This is a genomic window from Mycoplasma parvum str. Indiana, from assembly GCF_000477415.1.
Taxonomy (GTDB): Bacteria; Bacillota_I; Bacilli_A; order Mycoplasmatales; family Mycoplasmoidaceae; genus Eperythrozoon_A; species Eperythrozoon_A parvum.
The window spans coordinates 398,710-417,215 of record NC_022575.1 but is presented as its reverse complement, the minus strand read 5'-3'; the positions used below and the strand labels follow the sequence as shown (position 1 = coordinate 417,215).

Genomic DNA, 18,506 nt, shown 5'->3' with positions numbered 1-18,506 from the left:
TAATTAAATTGCATTATTTAAAAGTTTTGTTGCCTATTGCACTAATAGGTTCGGGAGCTTCTGTTATTACTTTGACAACTCTTTATTATTCAAAAGAAAATCAAACAATTTTGAAAAAACATTCAGAAAATAAAAATGAGAAATTACTTTCTGAATATATTGAAAACGGCAAAGATAATAAAAAAATTTGTAAAAAAATATTAGACGATGGAAGAGATTTAATACCTGAAGCGATCACAGTTAATTGTGATTTAATAAGTAATCAAAAAATGTGAAATAAATTGGAATCTAAACCAGATATTTGAATGTGAATTTCTTCAGATGAATATGTTTTTACAGGCATTATTGGTAGATATGGTTTATTGGGAAATGAAGAATCAAATTATGAAAAAACTTGAATTACTGAATCTGATTCAATGACCTGTATTAAAAGTAAATCTAAAGAAGATAACAATAAACTGGAAGTTAGTTGTTTTAGAAAGAAGTCAAAGTAATTAAATAAATAACTGTATTCCTTTAAATTTAGATAAATGGGAAGAGCTGAATTAATTAATAGAAGATTAATTAAAGATTTTGGAGAAAAATTTCTCCATAAAATTGATGAATATGAATATATTTCTATTTTTTTGCATATTAAGCCTGATTATGATGCTTATGCATCATTATTTTCTCTTTATTATTGAATAAATATAAATTTCAAAAACAAAATAATTGCTCTTTGAATTTATCCTGAAGAGATGAGCAAGAATGAAAAATATCTCTTTAATTGAAAAGATGGTGAAATTCTAACAGAATTTCCTGAAAAGGAATTAAAAGAAAGTTTAGGAATTATAGTTGATACTCCTAATCAAGAAAGAGTATTAACTCAAAAACACTATTTTTGTAATGAATTAATTATTATTGATCATCATCCGAAAATGGATGCTTTCGCTCAATTAGAATTTATTAATCATTCTTATTCTTCTACTGCAGAAATATTAGGAGAATTATTCTTAATATTTGAAAAATCTGAAAAAAAATTAAATTTTGATCCTAGAATAGCTAGATATTTATATGCTGGAGTAATTACTGATAGTAATTTTTTTAAAGATCATTTAACTCCTCAAACTTTTTATGTTTTATGAAAATTTCTTGAAAAAGGAATTAATCGAAAAGAAATTAATAGTGTAATTTCAGAAAATTCTTTAAATAAAAAATTATTTGATCAAGAAATAGTTAGAAATATTAGAGTAACTCCTAATGGATTAGCTTTTTCAATAGTTAAAGCTTCACTATTGAAAAAATATGAAATTCAAGATTATTTATCTGCGATTACTAATCTCGAAGGAATAGAAGGAATTCAAATATGGGCCATTTTAATTCAAGATGAATCATTTGATAGATGAAAATGTTCTATTAGATCTAAGGAGTTAGCAATAGATAGTATTGCCAAACTCTTTAAAGGGGGAGGACATAAAAAAAGTGCTTCTGTTTTATTTAAAACAAGAATAGATTTTTTAAATTTGGTTATATTTCTTGATAAATATTTAGTTAAATTTGGTTATACCAATATTTCTAACTATAGGAATTTTGGTAAATCTAAATTCTTAAATTTATATAAATTTTTCTTAGTGATAATCAAAGTTTTAGTTAAATCAGATAAATGAAGGGCTAAGATAGAAAGTAGAGGGTGCTACATCTGGAATAGTACTCAAGTGATTTAAGAGGGCAGCTTGGAGAGCTGTTAGATAGAGTTTACTCTATGCGGAGGTTTGAATCCTCTCTATTCCGCCATAATTTATTTTTTTCCTCTTTTTGAGAGGTTGGGGGTGTAGTTCAATTGGCAGAACATCAGTCTTCAAAACTGAGTGTTGCGGGTTCGAGTCCTGCCACCCCCGCCATTTTATTATTTAGTACATAGAAGTAAAAAAGACTTTTTATTTTTATAAAAAAGATTAGTTAGATAGTAAAAATACTACCCCCCCTAGGGGGGGACATTCAATAATTTCTTTTAGATTAGTATAGGTGTAATTAATTCAGAATAAATACTAAATTAAAGCGAAAAAAAGGTGTTTTATTGAATTAATTAAAAATATTTCAAAAAAAATGTAATAGTCAAATATTTACTTTTATTTTTTATCTTCTTTAGTTAGAATTTACTTACTAAAACTTCCCGAAAGGGAAGTTAGATTACCTTAGTTTAAAAGAAAATAACGTAGTAAAAAATCATTTTACTGTGAATCTTTTATAGATACAAACTCAAAGTTTGAATTTTTTGAAATTTTGTGGGAAGTTGGGTCCGCAGTTAGTGATATAAAGTAAGACGCTGAAGAAGCTACTGCTAATGAAGCGGCGATTTTGAAAAATGTACTTGTAAATAACATATCGAAAATTATTATAATGAAGAATAAATTATTGTTGCTGTTGGATGATAATTGGAGATAAAGATTTAGCTTTTTTGAAATAGAAATAAGATGGTAAGAACCATTGCCACCTTTGTTTTACCTTTGGTTTTTGGTGGAGCTGCGATACCCACTTCTTATGCAATCTGGGGGGGGCAACCTTTGAAAAAAGCTGCAATAGGTTTAAGGAGTGGGGAAAATAAAGAAGTAGTTTTTACCAATATAACTGGTAAATATGAATTTAAAAGACATAGATGAAATTTCAAGATAAATGATACTGGAATTTTGAGTTTTGCGAGGGGATTAGTTGGCAATAAAGATGCTAAAGAAACTTTAAGGGACATGAGCTTCCTCTGGAATGTAAATGGATCGCAAAATGCCGAGCAGTGAAAGGTACAAGTGAGAGAAGTGTTTAAGGTATTGATGGGTGAGTTATGGGAAGAACATTTAAAAGTTGCTGGGCAACAACATGGACAAGGTAGAGTTGATCAATTTAAATTTAGAAGTCCATTTAAATGTGGGGAATTGGGAGATAAAAGGGGAAGTTGCAAGAAAGAAGATGTTATGCTTCCAATGGCTTGATGAGATGGAAATAATTGAAGCGCGCGGGTTGAATTTGCTTGAAAAATTGGTGATTTAATACGTCAACACTTTAAAGAATTTCATGATAAGAAAAATATAAAAGCTAGTCAAATTTGGGAGAAGATAATAATAAAATAAAAAATTAATCAAAATCTTTAACTATTAGAATTTTTTTAAACTGAGAGTAAATAATTTGTAAATTTTGAAAAATATTAACAAAAAAATGAACTAAAATTCCGAAACATGCGCCTTTTTGCGCGTGTTTTGACAAAAAGTTTTTAATTTTGCTTGTAACAATTCTTCAAATTTTCACAAATTATATGGATTTTTTAATATATTTTTTATTTAAAAAGTATTTCGGTTTCAGTTTTTTAATCGCATAAATAAAAGAAATTAAAAAACTTCAGTTTTTGGTGAAGTCATTATAAAAATACCTCTCCTTTTTTAAGTAGGGTATTTAGTTTAGTTCTATTAAATTAGTATATGTTCAATAAAGTGCAGTAAGAATAAAAAAATCTAATCTCATCAATTATTTTTTGGAAGATGATTTTGTATTAAAAATATCGAAAATTGTTATAATGAATGATAAATTATTATTAGATGGTAATTGGAAATAAGGACTTAGCTTTTTTGAAATGGACATAAGATGGTAAGAACGATTGCTACCTTTGCTTTACCTTTGGTCATTGGGGGAGCAGTTGTGCCTACCTCCTATGCAATCTGGGGGGGGCGTCCTTTAAAAGATTCTTTACAAGGAATTAAAAATGTGGAAACTAAAGAGGCCGTTTTTACTGACATTTCCGGAAAATATGAACCTAAGAAATATAGATGAAATTTTGGGATAGATAGTACGGGGATTCTTAGTTTTGCTAGAGGTATAATGGGAAGTAAAGGAGCTAAGGATAAATTACAAGACATGAGTTCACTATGAAAAGTAAATGGTAATAATGATGCAGAGCAATGAAAGAATAATGTAAAGAAAGTATTTCAAGTGTTGATGGGTGAATTATGAGAAAAACATTTGAAGACTACTGGAAAAAAATATGGTCAAGATGACATTGAACAGTTTAAATTTAGAAGCCAATTTAAATGTAAAAATGATGGAAGTAAAAGAGAGGAGTGCAAAAAACAAAATGTGATGCTTCCAATGGCTTGATGAGGAGGTGAAGATGGTAAGACCTGAAGCGCTAGAGTTGAGTTTGCTTGAAAAATTGGTGATTTAGTTCGTCAAAACTTTAAAGAATTTAATGATAAAAAAAGAATATCGGTTGGTCAAGTTTGGGACAAAATAATAACAAAATAAAAAATTAAAACTCAATAATATGTGCCGATCGGCGCGTGTTCTTAAAAAATTTTTAGTTTTGTTTAATTTATAACAATTTTTTAAATTTTTTTTTAAAAATTATATGGATTTTTAATATATAGGAAAAGTTATTTTTTATTTAAAGAATATTTCAGTTTTGTAATTAAATAAAAGAAATTAAAAAAATTTCTTATTTCTATATAAAAAATTAAAAAATATCCCCCCTTAGATAGGGCATTTAGTGAGTTTTGTTAAATTAGTGTATACTTAACAGACGCAGTAAAATGATGAAAAAGCTAATCCAATTGAATCGATTATTTTAAAAGATAAGCTTATCACGAACATATCGAAAATCGTTATAATAAAGAGTAAACTATTGTGTTAAGTAGAAGAGAAGTTTATTAGAAAGGATTAATTAATATTTTTTAAATAAGATGGTAAGAACACTTGTCACTTTTGTTTTACCTTTGGTGGTTGGTGGCGCCGCTATACCTACTTCTTATGTAATCTGGGGGGGGCAACCTTTGAAAAAAGCTGCAATAGGTTTAAAGAATGGAGAAAATAAAGAGATAGTTTTTACAAATGTGGCTGGTAAATTTAAAGTTAAGAAACATGGTTGGAATTTTGTAATAAGTAACACTGGAATCTTAAGTTTTGCTAGGGGATTAGTTGGTAACAAAAACGCAAAAACAACTTTAAATGAAATGGAATTTCTATGGAAAGTAAATGGAAATGGATCGGATACTGCTGAAAAATGAAAGGGACAAGTAAGAAATGTGTTTAAGGTGTTAATGGGTGAATTATGAGAGAAACATTTGGAAATTGCTCGACAAAAACATGGACAAGGTAGAGTTGATCAATTTAAATTTAGAAGTCCATTTAAGTGTGGGGAGGTAGGAGATAAAAGAGAAGGTTGCCAAAAAGAAGATGTTATGCTTCCAATGGCTTGGTGAGATGGCAAAAATTGAAGTGCACGAGTTGAGTTTGCTTGAAAAATTGGTGATTTAATACGTCAACATTTTAAAGAATTTCATGACAAAAAAAATATAAAAGCTAGTCAAATTTGAGAGAAGATAATAATAAAATAAAAAATTAATCACAATTCCTGACTATTAAAATCCTCTCTTTAAAAAAGGTAAATATTAAAGTAAGAATAAATTAAAAAAACTAAAACTCCAAAAAATGCGTTATTTAGCGTATTTTCTGATAAAAATTTTTAATTTTTATTTGTAATAGATTTTTTTAAATTTTCAAAAATTATGTGGATTTTAATATATAAGAATATTTCGGTTTCAATTTTGTAATCGAATAAATAAAAGAAATTAAAAAGACTTTAGTGTTTAGCGAATAGTAATTAAAAATGCCCTACCTAAAAAAGAGGATATTTAGTTATTTATGTTAAATTAGTTTATGCTTAATAGATGCAGCAAGAGGAGTGAAAAATCTAATCCTGTCGCAGCAATTATTTTTTGAAAGATGATCTTGTAATGAAAATATCGAAAATTGTTATAATGAAGAATAAATTATTGTTATTGAATGATAATTCTGAATAAAGACTTAGATTTTTTGAAATTGACATAATATGGTAAGAACTATTGCTACCTTTGCTTTACCTTTGGTCATTGGGGGAGCAGTTGTGCCTACCTCCTATGCAATCTGGGGGGGGCGCCCTTTAAAAGATTCTTTACAAGGAATTAAAAATGTGGAAACTAAAGAGGCCGTTTTTACTGACATTTCCGGAAAATATGAACCTAAGAAATATAGATGAAATTTTGGGATAGATAGTACGGGGATTCTTAGTTTTGCTAGAGGTATAATGGGCAGTAAAGCAAAGGATCAATTGAATAACATGAGTGAGTTGTGGAATGGCGTAAATGATAATGCCGAAGAATGAAAGAAAAATGTAAAAAAAGTGTTTCAAGTGTTAATGGGAGAATTATGAGAAAAACATTTGAAGACTACTGGAAAAAAATATGGTCAAGATGACATTGAACAGTTTAAATTTAGAAGCCAATTTAAATGTAACGATGATGGAAAAAAGAGAGAAGGTTGTACAAAACAAAATGTTATGCTTCCAATGGCTTGATGAGGCGGAGAAGATGGTAAGACATGAAGCGCTAGAGTTGAGTTTGCTTGAAAAATTGGTGATTTAGTTCGTCAAAATTTTAAAGAATTCAATGATAAAAAAAGAATATCAGTTGGTCAGGTTTGGGAAAAAATAATAACAAAATAAAAAATTAAAACTCAAGAATATGCGTCGCTTGTCGCGTGTTCTTAAAAAATTTTTAGTTTTATTTAATTTATAACAATTTTTTAAATTTTTTTAAAAATTATATGGATTTTTAATATATAAGAGAAATTATTTTTTGAAAGATGATCTTGTAATGAAAATATTGAAAATCGTTATAATAAATAGTAAATTATTGTTTGAGTAGAAGAGAAGTTTATTAGAAAAGCTTAACTAAAATATGTTTGAAATGAGATGGTAAGAACATTTATTACTTTTGTTTTACCCTTGGTTGTTGGCGGGGCCGCAATACCCACTTCTTATGCAATTTGGGGGGGGCAACCCTTGAAAAAAGCTTCAATAGGTTTAAATAATCAAAAATCTAATGAAGCAATTTTTACTGATATTACTGGAAAATACGAAGGAAAGGGGCATGGTTGGAATTTTGGAATAGATAGTACTGGGATTTTGAGTTTTGCTAGAGGTATAGTGGGAAATAGAGGAGCTAAAGATTCTTTGGATCAAATGAGTATTTTATGAAAAACAAATGGATCGCAAAGTGCTGAGGCGTGAAAAAAACAAGTAAAAAGTTTATTTAAAGTATTAATGGGCGGTCTATGAGAGAAACATTTGAAAGCAACTGGACAACATTATGGGCAAGGTAGAGTTGATCAATTTAAATTTAGAAGTCCATTTAAATGTGAAGGGATAGGTAATAAAAGAAACGGTTGCAAAAAAGAGGATGTTATGATTCCGATGGCTTGATGAGGCGGCGAAGATGGCAGGACTTGAAGTGCGCGAGTTGAGTTTGCTTGGAAAATTGGTGATTTAATACGTCAGAATTTTAAAGAATTTCACGACAAGAAAAATATAAAAGCTAGTCAAATTTGAGAGAAAATAATAATAAAATAAAAAATTAAAGAGATTTTTTTACTTCTATACAAAAAAGTGCCAATGAAATAACTAAAAACACCCCCCTTGTTAGGTAGGGTATTTAGCTAGTTCTGCTAGACTAGTATATTCTTAACTTAATAAATACAGTAAAAAAATATTTTTGTTTTATATATTGCCTATCGAATCAATAAAAAATTTAATAAAAAAGATTATTTATTTGTTTGGAGTTTTTATAGATACAAATTCAAAGTTTGAATTTTTTGAAACTTTGTGAGAAATTGGGTCTGCAACTAGCGATATAAAGTAAGAAGACGAAAAAGCTAACCCCGATAAAGAAATTATTTTGAAAGATAAGCTTGTCATTGATATATCAAGAATTATTATAATAAATAATAAATTATTGCTAAGTAGAAAAGAAGTTTACGAGAAAGGGCTTAATTAATATGTTTTTGAAATAAGGTGGTAAGAGCACTTGCCACCTACTTTTTACCTTTGGTTATCGGCGGAGCAGTTTTACCTACTTCCTATGCAATTTGGGGGGGGCGCCCTTTAAAGGATTCTTTAAGGGAGTCTAATAATGGGCAAAATAAAGAGGCGGTTTTTACTAATATTTCTGGAAAATACAAATCTAAAAAGCATAGATGAAACTTTGGGATAGATAGTACTGGGATTTTGAGTTTTGCTAGAGGTATAGTAGGGAAAAAAGACGCTAAGGAACAGTTAAATCAGATGCAATCACTATGGAAAGTTAATAGCAGTGATAACAATGCTGAGACATGAAAGAAAAATGTAAAGAAAGTGTTTCAAGTGTTAATGGGAGAATTATGAGAAAAACATTTGAGCACAACCAAGGAAGGATATGGCCGTGGTGATGTTGATCAGTTTAAATTTAGAAGTCCATTCAAGTGTGATGGGGTAGGTGATAAAAGAAATAATTGCAAAAAACAAGATGTTATGCTTCCAATAGCTTGATGAGGCGGCGAAGATGGTAAGACCTGAAGTGCGCGAGTTGAGTTTGCTTGAAAAATTGGTGATTTAGTGCGACAAAACTTTAAAGAATTCAATAATAGAAAAAGCATATCAGTTAGTGAAGTTTGAGACAAAATAATAACAAAATAAAAATTAATCAAATAGATTTATTCACATTATTTTTTAAAAAAAATACTTAAATTTTTGAAAATGCGCGGGTTAGCGCATTTTCTAATAAATAAAAATAATCGTCTTGGCAATTTTTATTAAAAGTTTTATGATTTTAGGTTTTAATAATAAATAAAAGAAATGGAAAGGCTTATTATTTCTATAAGAAAGGGTTAATAGGATAATAAAAATACCCTCTTCAAAGAGGGTTTAAATCCTTTTAAGTTTTAATGTTTTCTATATTTGATAAAGATCCTTTTGTATTACTCTTTACTTTTTTAGTTGTTAGTGGAGGCATTGCCTCCTTATCTTTTTTATTTACTGAATCAATAAAGAATATTTTAGAGAGATTTAATCTCTCTGAAAAATTTGTAGGCTCTAGTTTATTAGCAATTGGGACATCATTGTCAGAAACTATTAATGCAATAACTGCTGGCTTTTATGATAGAAAAGATGGATCTTCTCAAACACAAAATGGACAACAATTTGATATGCCATTTTCCCTTAATTCTCTATATAACCTAACAGGGGCTAATTTAGTTCAAATAGTATTTTTAGCTATAGTTACCCTATATATTTGAAAAAGAGCTTATAAAAGAAAGAAAGATCAAATAGAATGTAAGAAATTTATTACTTCAGTATTTCAAGGAAAATTATTTTTATGAACTATTTCTACAATTGAGCTTGCTCTATTGGGAATATTTTTTATATTTAGCTCTTTTTCTAAAGAGATAAATATATTTGGTTACAACCTTATACCCTTTTTATATTTAGCTGTATGAGTTTTATATCTTATTTTTTCTAAAAAAAGCTCTCCTACAACCGCTTTACCAACTAATTTTTCTGCTCTCCCGCCAAAATATAAAAATATATTTCAAAAGTTATCTAGTTTCAACTTCTCTATAGTTTTTTTATTAATTTTTGCAGCTTTTGCTATTTTGGCATTTGTCAATTTTCAATTAGTTTCTAAATTTGAAAAAGTATTAAAAATTGATAAAAATATAGGCTTAGGAACTATTTTAAGTCTAGTAACCTCTTTACCTGAATTCTCTTCTTTCTTTTTTCTATTTCAATCTAAGTGTTATGATGCAGCTTGTTCTGGCTTTTTAGGTTCAGCCTTATTTAATTTAATGCTTCCAGCATTAACTCAATTAATAAAGGGAGGATGATTATTTGAGAGTATTGGCACAGGAAAAGAACAAATTCCTTTAGTTTTTTGAATTTTCACTATATTATTAATAAATATTTGTTTTGTGACGGGCTTTTATATTAATAAGAAAGGGACTTTTATTAAGGGAATTAAAAGTATTTACTGAAATATTAATTGAAGTTTTGCTATAGTTCTTTTATATATTGCTTTGGCCCTTATTGCTTCTTCCTTAGCTTTTTCTTAAAAGTTCAATACAACAAGGGCACAATAAATAATCTTTCCCTTTAAATAAATGAGATTTAATATCTTTATAACAATACAAAAGACATCTTTCGCAAGCAGAATTAGAACTTTTAGAAATTTTCAATTCTTTTTCTTCAGAATTTAAGTGAAGTTCGGCTACTCCAAGCATTCTTCTTAAATCTTCTGTTTCAAAATCTTTAATTAATTTATCTGAAAGAGTTAGTGAAACTTCCTTTAATGAGTTAAATTCTTTAGTTGAATATTTTTCCTCCATCAAAGAAAATAGTTTATTTTTGATAGAGAAAAAAGTATCTCATTTTTCTCTATTTTCTGAATAAAACTCTTTATTTAAGTTTTTAACATCCCAATTTTCTAGTCAGATAGAATCTTTTTTATTTTCTAAATCAAGATGACTATAAACTTCTTCAGCTGTCTGAGGTAAAAATATAGAGAAAAGAAGTAAAGAGTATTTCAGTACTACTGAAATAACAGTAATAACTTCTTTTTTATAAGGATTTTCTGGAGAGCTAGAGTAAAGAATTGGTTTTACTATTTCCAAATATCAACTAGAGTAAAGATCAATAAAATCAATAATTTTTTTAATAACTTTATGAAAATTGAAAAGATTTAATTCATTTTCAATAAAAGAGATAGTTTCTAAAAAAATTAAATAAATATATTCATTTTCTGGATATTTAAAGCTTTTAGAGTCTAATTTAAGTTCTTCTCATTTAAGTTTTCCCAATACAGAAAGGGAAAACTTAAATAGAATATTTCTTATTTTTCGATATTGCAATTGAATAGAGTTCATTTGATTCTCACTAAATTTGAGGTCTTTTAAAAAATTTGAATTAATAATTCATAATCTGAAAATATCTGAACCAAATTTGGAAATTATTTCCAATGGATCAATTACATTACCTTTTGATTTGGACATTTTATGTCCTTTTTCATCTAATACAAAACCATGAGCGACTAAAGCTTTAAAAGGCAATTCTTTTTTTATCAACAAAGAAAGAATTGAAGAAGAATTAAATCAACCTCTCAGTTGATCTCCCCCTTCTACATATAGATCTGAGGGAATAACTTCATTATTTTCACTTCTATTAAGAAAGAAAGCAGATCCAGAATCAAATCATACATCTAAAGTGTCAGTGCATTTAGATAGTTTTTTTTCTTCTTCGGGAGATAAATTTTCTACAAAATAAGAAATTGGCTTAAGATATCAACTATCAATGCCTTCTTTAGTAATAATTTCAATATTTCTTGATAATTGCTCAAGCCCACCAAAAATTTCTTCTTCTTTGAAAATAATGGGAATTGGAAGACCTCAAGCTCGTTGTCTAGAAATACATCATTCAGCTCTAGAATTGAGTTGATCTTTTAATTTAGAAAATAATCAAGGAGGTTGAGTAAATATTTTCTTGGAAAAAAGAGAATTTAACTCTCTTTTTAGAGTATCAAGATTTAAAAACCATTGTTTAGTAGATCTATAAAGAATAGGTAAATTTGTTCGTCAATCTTTACCTATTCTATGCTTGATTCTATGTACTTTTAATAATTGTTCTTTTTTTTGTAAGAATTCTATAACAATTTTTGAAGCTTCTTGGTAAAAAACTTTAGCAATAGGAGAAAATTTAACTTTTTCGAAAAATATACCTTTTTCATCAATAGCACAATAAGGTTGAATATTATTTTTTTTGCAAATTAAATAGTCTTCTTCTCCTAGTCCAGGGGCAGTGTGAACAAATCCACTTCCCTTTCCTTCTACTAAGAAATTGGCAGGGAAAATAGAATTTTCCTCTCCAGTTAAACTGTTATGATATTTCAAATTAGATAATTTTTCAGCATTTATTTCTCCAATAACCTTTATTTCTGAATTTTCTCATCCTAATATTTCGGGAATATTAGAAATAAAAGTGTTGGAAGATAAATAAATATTTTCTTGATATTTGAAAAAAGAATATTTCAAAGAAGGATTGAAAACTATTGCTAAATTAGCTTCCAAGCTATATGGTGTAGTTGTTCACAAAATTATTTGAGCTTTTTCAAGCTCAAAAGGTAAGTTTGAGATTATTTCTCAAGTAAAATAGATGCTATCGCAATCGCTATCTTCATAATTTAATTCAGAATCTGCCAAAGCAGTTAAAGAAGAGTAAGATCAAGCTACAGGCTTATATTCTTGAAAAATTAAATTTTTAGCAAATAATTCTTTGAAAATGAAATATTCATTTTCTATAAAGTCTGAATTTGAAGTTAAATAGGAAGGAATGCAGGGAAAGGATAAATTTAATTTGGATAATTGATTGGCTTGTATTGAAACTTGAGAAAGAGCATAATTTAAAGATTTTTTAATTTTTTCAGTAATTGGTAGAGATTTAAAATCCTTTATTTCTTTTTCTAATTTGGATTCGATAGGTAGTCCATGCATATCTCATCCAAGTTTTAAATCAGAATAAAAACCTGAAATATTTTTTCATCTAACTATTAAGTCTTTCAAAATTTTGTTTAAAGCATGCCCCATATGAATTGATCCGTTAGCATAAGGAGGGCCATCCATAACTACAAATTTAGGATTATCTTTATTTTGCTCTAATCTTTTTTGATAAATTTGAGAATTTAACCAAAATTTAGAGAATTTTTCTTGTTTTTGAACTAGATTAGCTTTCATAGAAAAATTAGTTTTTGGTAGAAATAATGTCTCTTTTAGGGAGGACATTAATTTAATATTTTTTTATAAAAATTTAATTATATGAGTTTTCTTGAAATTTTTTAATTTTTTAGCTCTCTAATTTTGTTTTTATCAGAGTAAAAATTTAATAAATTTTTAGTTTTTCAATATTAAGGGAAGTAGTCAAAACAAAATAGTAAAACAAGGCAAGTTATTTGTTATTAGTGGCCCTAGTGGGGTAGGAAAAAAAACATTACTTTCAGAATTAGTGAAAAATGAAGAACTCAATTTAAGTATTAACATCTCTTGCACTTCTAGATCTCCTAGAAAAGGAGAGATAAATAAAAAAGATTATTACTTTATCTCTAAAGAAGAATTTCAATCTTTAATAGTTGAAAATAAATTTTTAGAATATGCTTATTTTTTCGGAGAATATTATGGTACTTTAAGAGATACTGTTCAAGAATTACTTGAAAATGGAAGAAATGTAATTCTTGAAATAGAAGTTTTAGGTTTTCATCAAATCAAAGAAAAAGTTAAGGATTTTATTTCTATTTTTATTTATCCTCCAAGTATAGAACATTTAAAAGAGAGGTTACTTCTTAGAAAGACAGAAAATTCGGAAAGTATAGTGAAAAGATTACAAAAAGCTGAAGAAGAATTAAAAGAAATTATTAATTTTCAATATAAAGTATTGAATGATTCTATTGATCAAGCTCTTTTAAGCTTGACTCAAATAGTCACTCAAGAAATTAATAAAGGATAAATAATGCCAGAGAAAAAAAGAGCTCAATATAGAACAAAAATAAGAGTATTATTTACAGATTTAGATGGAACCCTTCTCTCTCCTAAGCCTTGATTGTGGGGGAAAGTAAGGACGCATACTCTCTCTATTTTAGGTTCTTTCTTAGATAAAGGTGAAAATCATTTAATACTAGCTACTGGGAGAAATATTACTAGAGCTAAAGCAATTGCTGAATGATTAGAAGATAGATTGGGAGGATATAAAATACCTTATTTAATTTGTTTAAATGGAGGAACTTTGGTGAATAATGAAACAGGAAAAATCATTTACTCTAAAACATTTAAAGTTGATAAACTCTGACATTTAATTAAATTTGTAAAAAGTCATTTTTTAGTTTCATTTTTAGTTTTTACTTCTGAAAATATTCTTTATACAGAAAATGACTTAATTTCTAAAACTTTAGCTAAAAAATTTGCTAAAAAATATGGAGCAACAGTTAAATATGTAGAGTTAATGTATTTATCTGAAAGTTGAAATAATATACAAAAAGTGATGATAATTACTCTTCATAAAAATTCAGAAAAATTAAGGGCTATAATAGAATCTAAATTTTCAGAATTTTATGTTTCTACTCATGGAGGCTGATTATTAGAAGTTATTGATCGAAAAATTAATAAATTTTTCGCAATAGAAGAAATTTTGAAGAGAGAAAAAAGTTGAAAATTGAGTGAATGTTGTGGAGTAGGTAATGAAGGAAATGATATTCTCATGATTGAACAATGTGGTTATGGAGTTGCTGTGGATTTTCACTCTAAAAAAACTTTCAAATATAAAACTGAATTAATCAATTTTTATACCACAAATAAAGATGGAAAAGCAATTTCAAGAGTTCTTACTACAAACTTTTAGCTCTTCATAAATGACTTTTACTAAAGCTCTAATTATCTGCGGTAGCAATAGTAAAGAATCTAAAAGTTTTGAAATAGCACAAACACTTTCTAAGGAATTATCTTTATGGACCATTTATTTAAATTCTTATGATAGTAATGTTCCTCTTTTAAATAATCATTTAATTAATGAAAAAAAAATCCCCCCTTCTATCTCTTTTCTTAGTGAAAAGATATTAGAGCATAATATCTTACTTTTTGTATTTCCACAATATAACTACAATTTTTCTGGTTTTTTCAAAAATATTTTAGATTGATGTAGCTTACATACTAAAAAACTTTTTTATAAAAAAAGAGTAATACTAATTGGAGTAAGTAGTACTAATATTGGGGAAGAAGAATTTAAAAAAATTGTTTCTTGAACTTTTTATTCTTTAGGAGCAGAAGATATTCATTTCTTTAACAAAACTCCTAATATTAATTTAATGGAGTTTATTAAAGAAATGAAAAAATATGTCTAATATATATGCTTATTATTCCCTCCCAAAAAACTTACTCGAAAGAAAGAAGAATTATGTTGGATGAAATCCATTGAAGTCTTTATTTACTAAAAAATGATGTATTGGAATTTCATTAGTTTTACTTTCTTTAGCTTTATTATGTACTAATTTATTTACAAAACTCCCTAAGTGGGAGTTAGAAGAAGTATTAGCTCCTCTTTTTGGAGTTAGACCGAAAGCAAAATCAGAAGTTCAAACACAAGATATGAATAAATTTGGTGATTATCAAAGAGTAGTTTGAATTTCTTTTGCTTCTATACTTGCAGCAGTTCTTCTTTCATTATCAGGAAATGTTTCACAATCTTTACTTCAAAATCCATTAGCAGATTGTTCAACTTTAGGAATGATTGATGGAGCTGCTTTCGGGCTAATGGTGTTGAAAGTTATATTAGGCGCAAATGTAGGGGATTTTTACTGAGCTCATTTTGTCACTTCTTTTTTATGCGCTTTTATGGTATTTGCTTTAATTTGATTTTTATTTAATAGAAAAACTACATGAGAAAGAACAAATATTTGTACAATGATTATTCTTTTTGGGCTAGTTCTAAATATATTTTTCAGAACTTCTATTCATTTAATAAAACAATATAGCCCCACCTCAATTAATACTTCTTTTGCTCTTGCAATGGGAGGGGCTGAAAATATATTTAATTTATTCCCTTCTCAATATTCTTTAATAAGATGATCAATTCCTATAGTAATGGTTTTGTTCATAATAGTTAGATCATTATCTAAAAATTGAAATCTTACTGAATTGGGCTTTGATCAAGCCCATTCACTGGGAGTAAATGTTAAAGCACTCCAATTTATAGGCTATTTAATAATTCTGTGTTGCAATACTTTAACTATTAATTTAGTGGGAAATATTTCCTTTATTGGACTTATTAGTACTCATTTAGCAAGAAAATTGTATCGTACTAGAAAATATGAGACAATTATTCCAATTTCATCAATAATTGCAATGTGTTTAATGATGATTGCTGTCACTATAAATCAATCAATTCCTTCCATTTCGAGCTCTAATGTAATTTTGGCTTTGGGAGCTTTATCTTTGCTTCTTCTAACTAAAGAATAAGACTTATGTCTTTATTCCATCCTATGAGTGTAAATAGAGCCCTCCAATTAAGAACTTTAAGTGAACCTTCAAAGTGAATAAGTTTATTAATTGTTTGTTGTTCAGCTACTTTTTTTACTTTATTTACTTTTAATGGTTATTATGACTTTAATATACATAGAATTAGTAATTTAAGATTATGACAATATTTTTTAGCTACATTTAGTGGAGGAGCTTTAGGAGTAGCTGGCTTACTCCTACAAAAATTAACTAAAAACCCTTTAGCAGATATTTCTTTATTAGGTATAGGATCCCTAAATATTATTGCTATTTCTTTTTATATATTTGTTACTTTTGATGGAGAAAAGGCTTCAGTTCCAATTTTGAAATTAATTCTTCCATTTGTCTCACTTTTGGCTTCAATTTTTGGAACAAGTCTAATTTATTTTCTTTCTAAAAATAAAAAAAATACTCAATCATTTGTAATTTCTGGAATTGCTTTTCAATTTTTTTGTGAAGCAATTAGTGTCGCTATTTTAAGTGTTGTTACAAATAATAAAGATAATGCTTCATTAATTTCGAAAGAAATAGCTAACTATAGCTACGGTAGATTACCTAATTTAGAAGAAATTACTGCTTTACCTCATTGAAGAATTGTCACAATAATTTCTTTTGTATTAATAGCTTTTATAGTTGGTTTAGTGTGATTATTTAGAAGAGAATTAGAGATTATTGAATTGGGAGATGATTATGCAATTTCACAAGGAATTCAAATAAAAAAAGTAAAAAAAATGTTTTTTGTGATAATTGCTTTATTAGCTGGAATAGAAAGTTCTTTAATAGGAACTATTTCTTTATTAGGAATAATAGCTCCACATATTGCTAAATTTATTTTTGGAAATAAAGCTTCCTCTAATGTTTTAGTTAGTTTTATTTGCGGAGCTCTTTTAGTAGTGTCCGCTACTTTCTTTTCTGTTAATTTTGGGGGAGATATTCCTATAGGAATACTATCTACAGCCATTATTACTCCTATTTTTCTTTTCTTGATATTGAGACAAAAGAGTATTTAATGAAATTTAAAGTACTTTCAATTATTTCTTCTTTATGCACTTCTTTTCTCCCTTTAACAATTTTTAGTGGTAAAAAAATAATGGAAAATTACAAAATAATGGCTGAAGATGAGTTTTTACAAAATAATGGACAAAATTTAGCTACAAAAAATAATAGCCTCCCTCAACATTCTTATTGATCTATGATTATGGCTTCAGGAGGTTTTTCTTGATTAAAAAAACTTCTTTATCAACTCGATTTCAATAAAACTAGCGGCAATAAAGGAATAGTAGAATTGAAAGGATTACTTAATTCTAGTGAATCTCTATATTCTAAAGATTTACATAAATTGTTAAATAAATTTTTAACTGATTTAGATTGAAAACATTTAATTTCTCCAACAGAACATGAAGATCAAAAATCTGACAAAGAACTTAAACAAGAAAATTTAGTTTCTAATTTCGATAGTTTTAGTACTAAATTTCTTACTTTATCTAATTGAATAGATTTTTCAATTTTTTCTGTAGTTATCTTATTTTGTTCTTCTTTTTTTTTATTTGGATGAATCATTTTTATCGCTTTAGATCCAAATATTTCTAAATCACGAAAGATTAAAAGAATAAGTTATCACATTATTACTCAACTGCCCGGTTGGTTTCTTTTTTATTATTTAGATAAAAAAAGAAAAATTAATAAATTTGATCTTCCTTTTTATTTAAAAAGAAGAAAGGAAAGTAAGGATCATCAAATTTCTTCTTTTGAATTATCAAATGTGAATTATCAATTAAATAATTATCAAATTCTTAAAAATATTAGTTGTAATTTAGAAAAAAATGAGTTTTACTCTATTATAGGACCTAATGGAGCCGGAAAAACTACTTTTTTAAAACATTTGGGAGGAATACTCAAATCTAATTCTGGAGAACTTTATTTAGGCGGCAAAGAATTAAAAAATATTGATATTAAATATTTTTGGAAGAAAACTGCTTATATTCCTCAAGAGTTAAATATACAGGCAGATACGCCTGTTTATGATTTCTTACTTTATTCTAGATATTCTTCAATATCTAGATTAGAAAAAATAAGTGATTTAGATCATATAAAAACTTTGGAAGTAATTAAATCAGTTGGTATTCAAGAATTGAGATGAAAGAGAATGGGAGAGCTTTCAGGCGGCCAAAGACAAAAAGTTATTCTTGCTAGCATCTTAATGAAAGATGCTGAATTAATACTGATGGATGAACCTACAACTTTCTTAGATGTACATAATAGAAATTTCTTTATTTCTTTTTTAAAGAAATTACATCTTTCTGGTAAAACTATTATTGCTAATTTACATAATTTCACGGAAATTGCTAATTTGTCTACTAGAATAGTTGCTTTAAAAGATGGAAAAATTTTCAAAATGGGAGATAAAGTAGAAATTTTGAAAGCTGATATTCTTAATCAGCTTTATGATTTAAATCTTTCTTCAGAAAATTGAAATTCCCTATTGTATTCAACTTCCTCCAATTATTAAGTTCTTATTTTCTTTAATTTGAGTTGCTTGAAAAAATTATTTACCACTCAAAACAACTATAAAGTGAATTTCTATAAATCATTGAGCAATACTTATTTCTCTT

16 protein-coding genes and 2 tRNA genes are annotated in these 18,506 nt (G+C 27.4%); 17 read left to right on the top strand and 1 reads right to left on the bottom strand.

The window, feature by feature from the left end:
• The first annotated feature begins 8 nt into the window (after positions 1-8).
• The 11 genes from PRV_RS02130 (at position 9) to PRV_RS02085 (ending at position 9,918) form a co-directional block, all read left to right on the top strand.
• A complete protein-coding gene (locus PRV_RS02130) occupies positions 9-494 on the top strand; it encodes a hypothetical protein (protein WP_022770203.1) in 486 nt (161 codons plus the stop codon).
• A 36-nt stretch (positions 495-530) separates the two neighbouring features.
• A complete protein-coding gene (locus PRV_RS02125) occupies positions 531-1,703 on the top strand; it encodes a DHH family phosphoesterase (protein WP_022770199.1) in 1,173 nt (390 codons plus the stop codon).
• Positions 1,681-1,773: transfer RNA gene (locus PRV_RS03015), tRNA-Ser, on the top strand. Before PRV_RS02125 ends, PRV_RS03015 begins: the two co-directional genes overlap by 23 nt.
• 31 nt (positions 1,774-1,804) lie before the next feature.
• Positions 1,805-1,880: transfer RNA gene (locus PRV_RS02120), tRNA-Trp, on the top strand.
• Between the two features lie 573 nt (positions 1,881-2,453).
• Complete coding sequence (locus PRV_RS02115) at positions 2,454-3,101, top strand: hypothetical protein (protein WP_022770195.1); 648 nt, start codon at positions 2,454-2,456, stop codon at positions 3,099-3,101.
• Between the two features lie 508 nt (positions 3,102-3,609).
• Positions 3,610-4,266, top strand: coding sequence for a hypothetical protein (locus PRV_RS02110; protein WP_022770187.1), 657 nt, complete (start codon positions 3,610-3,612; stop codon positions 4,264-4,266).
• A 434-nt stretch (positions 4,267-4,700) separates the two neighbouring features.
• The gene (locus PRV_RS02105) at positions 4,701-5,354 is read left to right on the top strand and encodes a hypothetical protein (protein WP_022770185.1); all 654 of its coding nucleotides are present in this window, start codon (positions 4,701-4,703) and stop codon (positions 5,352-5,354) included.
• A 494-nt stretch (positions 5,355-5,848) separates the two neighbouring features.
• The gene (locus tag PRV_RS02100) at positions 5,849-6,499 is read left to right on the top strand and encodes a hypothetical protein (RefSeq protein ID WP_022770183.1); all 651 of its coding nucleotides are present in this window, start codon (positions 5,849-5,851) and stop codon (positions 6,497-6,499) included.
• A 249-nt stretch (positions 6,500-6,748) separates the two neighbouring features.
• A complete protein-coding gene (locus PRV_RS02095; protein WP_144062312.1) occupies positions 6,749-7,405 on the top strand; it encodes a hypothetical protein in 657 nt (218 codons plus the stop codon).
• Positions 7,406-7,846: 441 nt separating this feature from the next.
• Positions 7,847-8,506, top strand: coding sequence for a hypothetical protein (locus PRV_RS02090; RefSeq protein WP_144062311.1), 660 nt, complete (start codon positions 7,847-7,849; stop codon positions 8,504-8,506).
• 248 nt (positions 8,507-8,754) lie between these two features.
• Positions 8,755-9,918: a hypothetical protein gene (locus PRV_RS02085; protein ID WP_022770167.1), complete on the top strand. Its 1,164-nt coding sequence runs from the start codon at positions 8,755-8,757 to the stop codon at positions 9,916-9,918.
• Here the strand turns inward: PRV_RS02085 and ileS are convergent.
• Positions 9,904-12,636 (bottom strand): isoleucine--tRNA ligase, encoded by a 2,733-nt coding sequence (gene ileS / locus PRV_RS02080; protein WP_022770163.1) that lies wholly within the window; start codon positions 12,634-12,636, stop codon positions 9,904-9,906. The two genes, PRV_RS02085 and ileS, sit on opposite strands and share 15 nt — an antisense overlap.
• 121 nt (positions 12,637-12,757) lie before the next feature.
• On the opposite strand from ileS, the gene gmk reads away from it, so the two are divergent.
• The 6 genes from gmk to PRV_RS02050 are packed head-to-tail and all read left to right on the top strand — an operon-like array spanning position 12,758 to position 18,403.
• On the top strand, positions 12,758-13,354 hold the full coding sequence (gmk, locus tag PRV_RS02075; protein WP_052312108.1) for a guanylate kinase: 597 nt from the start codon (positions 12,758-12,760) through the stop codon (positions 13,352-13,354).
• A 3-nt stretch (positions 13,355-13,357) separates the two neighbouring features.
• Positions 13,358-14,242 (top strand): HAD-IIB family hydrolase, encoded by an 885-nt coding sequence (locus tag PRV_RS02070; protein ID WP_022770155.1) that lies wholly within the window; start codon positions 13,358-13,360, stop codon positions 14,240-14,242.
• A gap of 10 nt (positions 14,243-14,252) precedes the next feature.
• Positions 14,253-14,741, top strand: coding sequence for an NAD(P)H-dependent oxidoreductase (locus PRV_RS02065; protein WP_022770151.1), 489 nt, complete (start codon positions 14,253-14,255; stop codon positions 14,739-14,741).
• On the top strand, positions 14,734-15,855 hold the full coding sequence (locus tag PRV_RS02060; RefSeq protein ID WP_022770147.1) for an iron chelate uptake ABC transporter family permease subunit: 1,122 nt from the start codon (positions 14,734-14,736) through the stop codon (positions 15,853-15,855). Before PRV_RS02065 ends, PRV_RS02060 begins: the two co-directional genes overlap by 8 nt.
• Before the next feature lie 23 nt (positions 15,856-15,878).
• Positions 15,879-16,904: an iron ABC transporter permease gene (locus tag PRV_RS02055; protein ID WP_043896190.1), complete on the top strand. Its 1,026-nt coding sequence runs from the start codon at positions 15,879-15,881 to the stop codon at positions 16,902-16,904.
• Positions 16,904-18,403, top strand: a complete 1,500-nt coding sequence (locus PRV_RS02050; protein WP_022770139.1) for an ABC transporter ATP-binding protein — start codon at positions 16,904-16,906, stop codon at positions 18,401-18,403. Before PRV_RS02055 ends, PRV_RS02050 begins: the two co-directional genes overlap by 1 nt.
• The last annotated feature ends 103 nt before the right edge of the window (positions 18,404-18,506 follow it).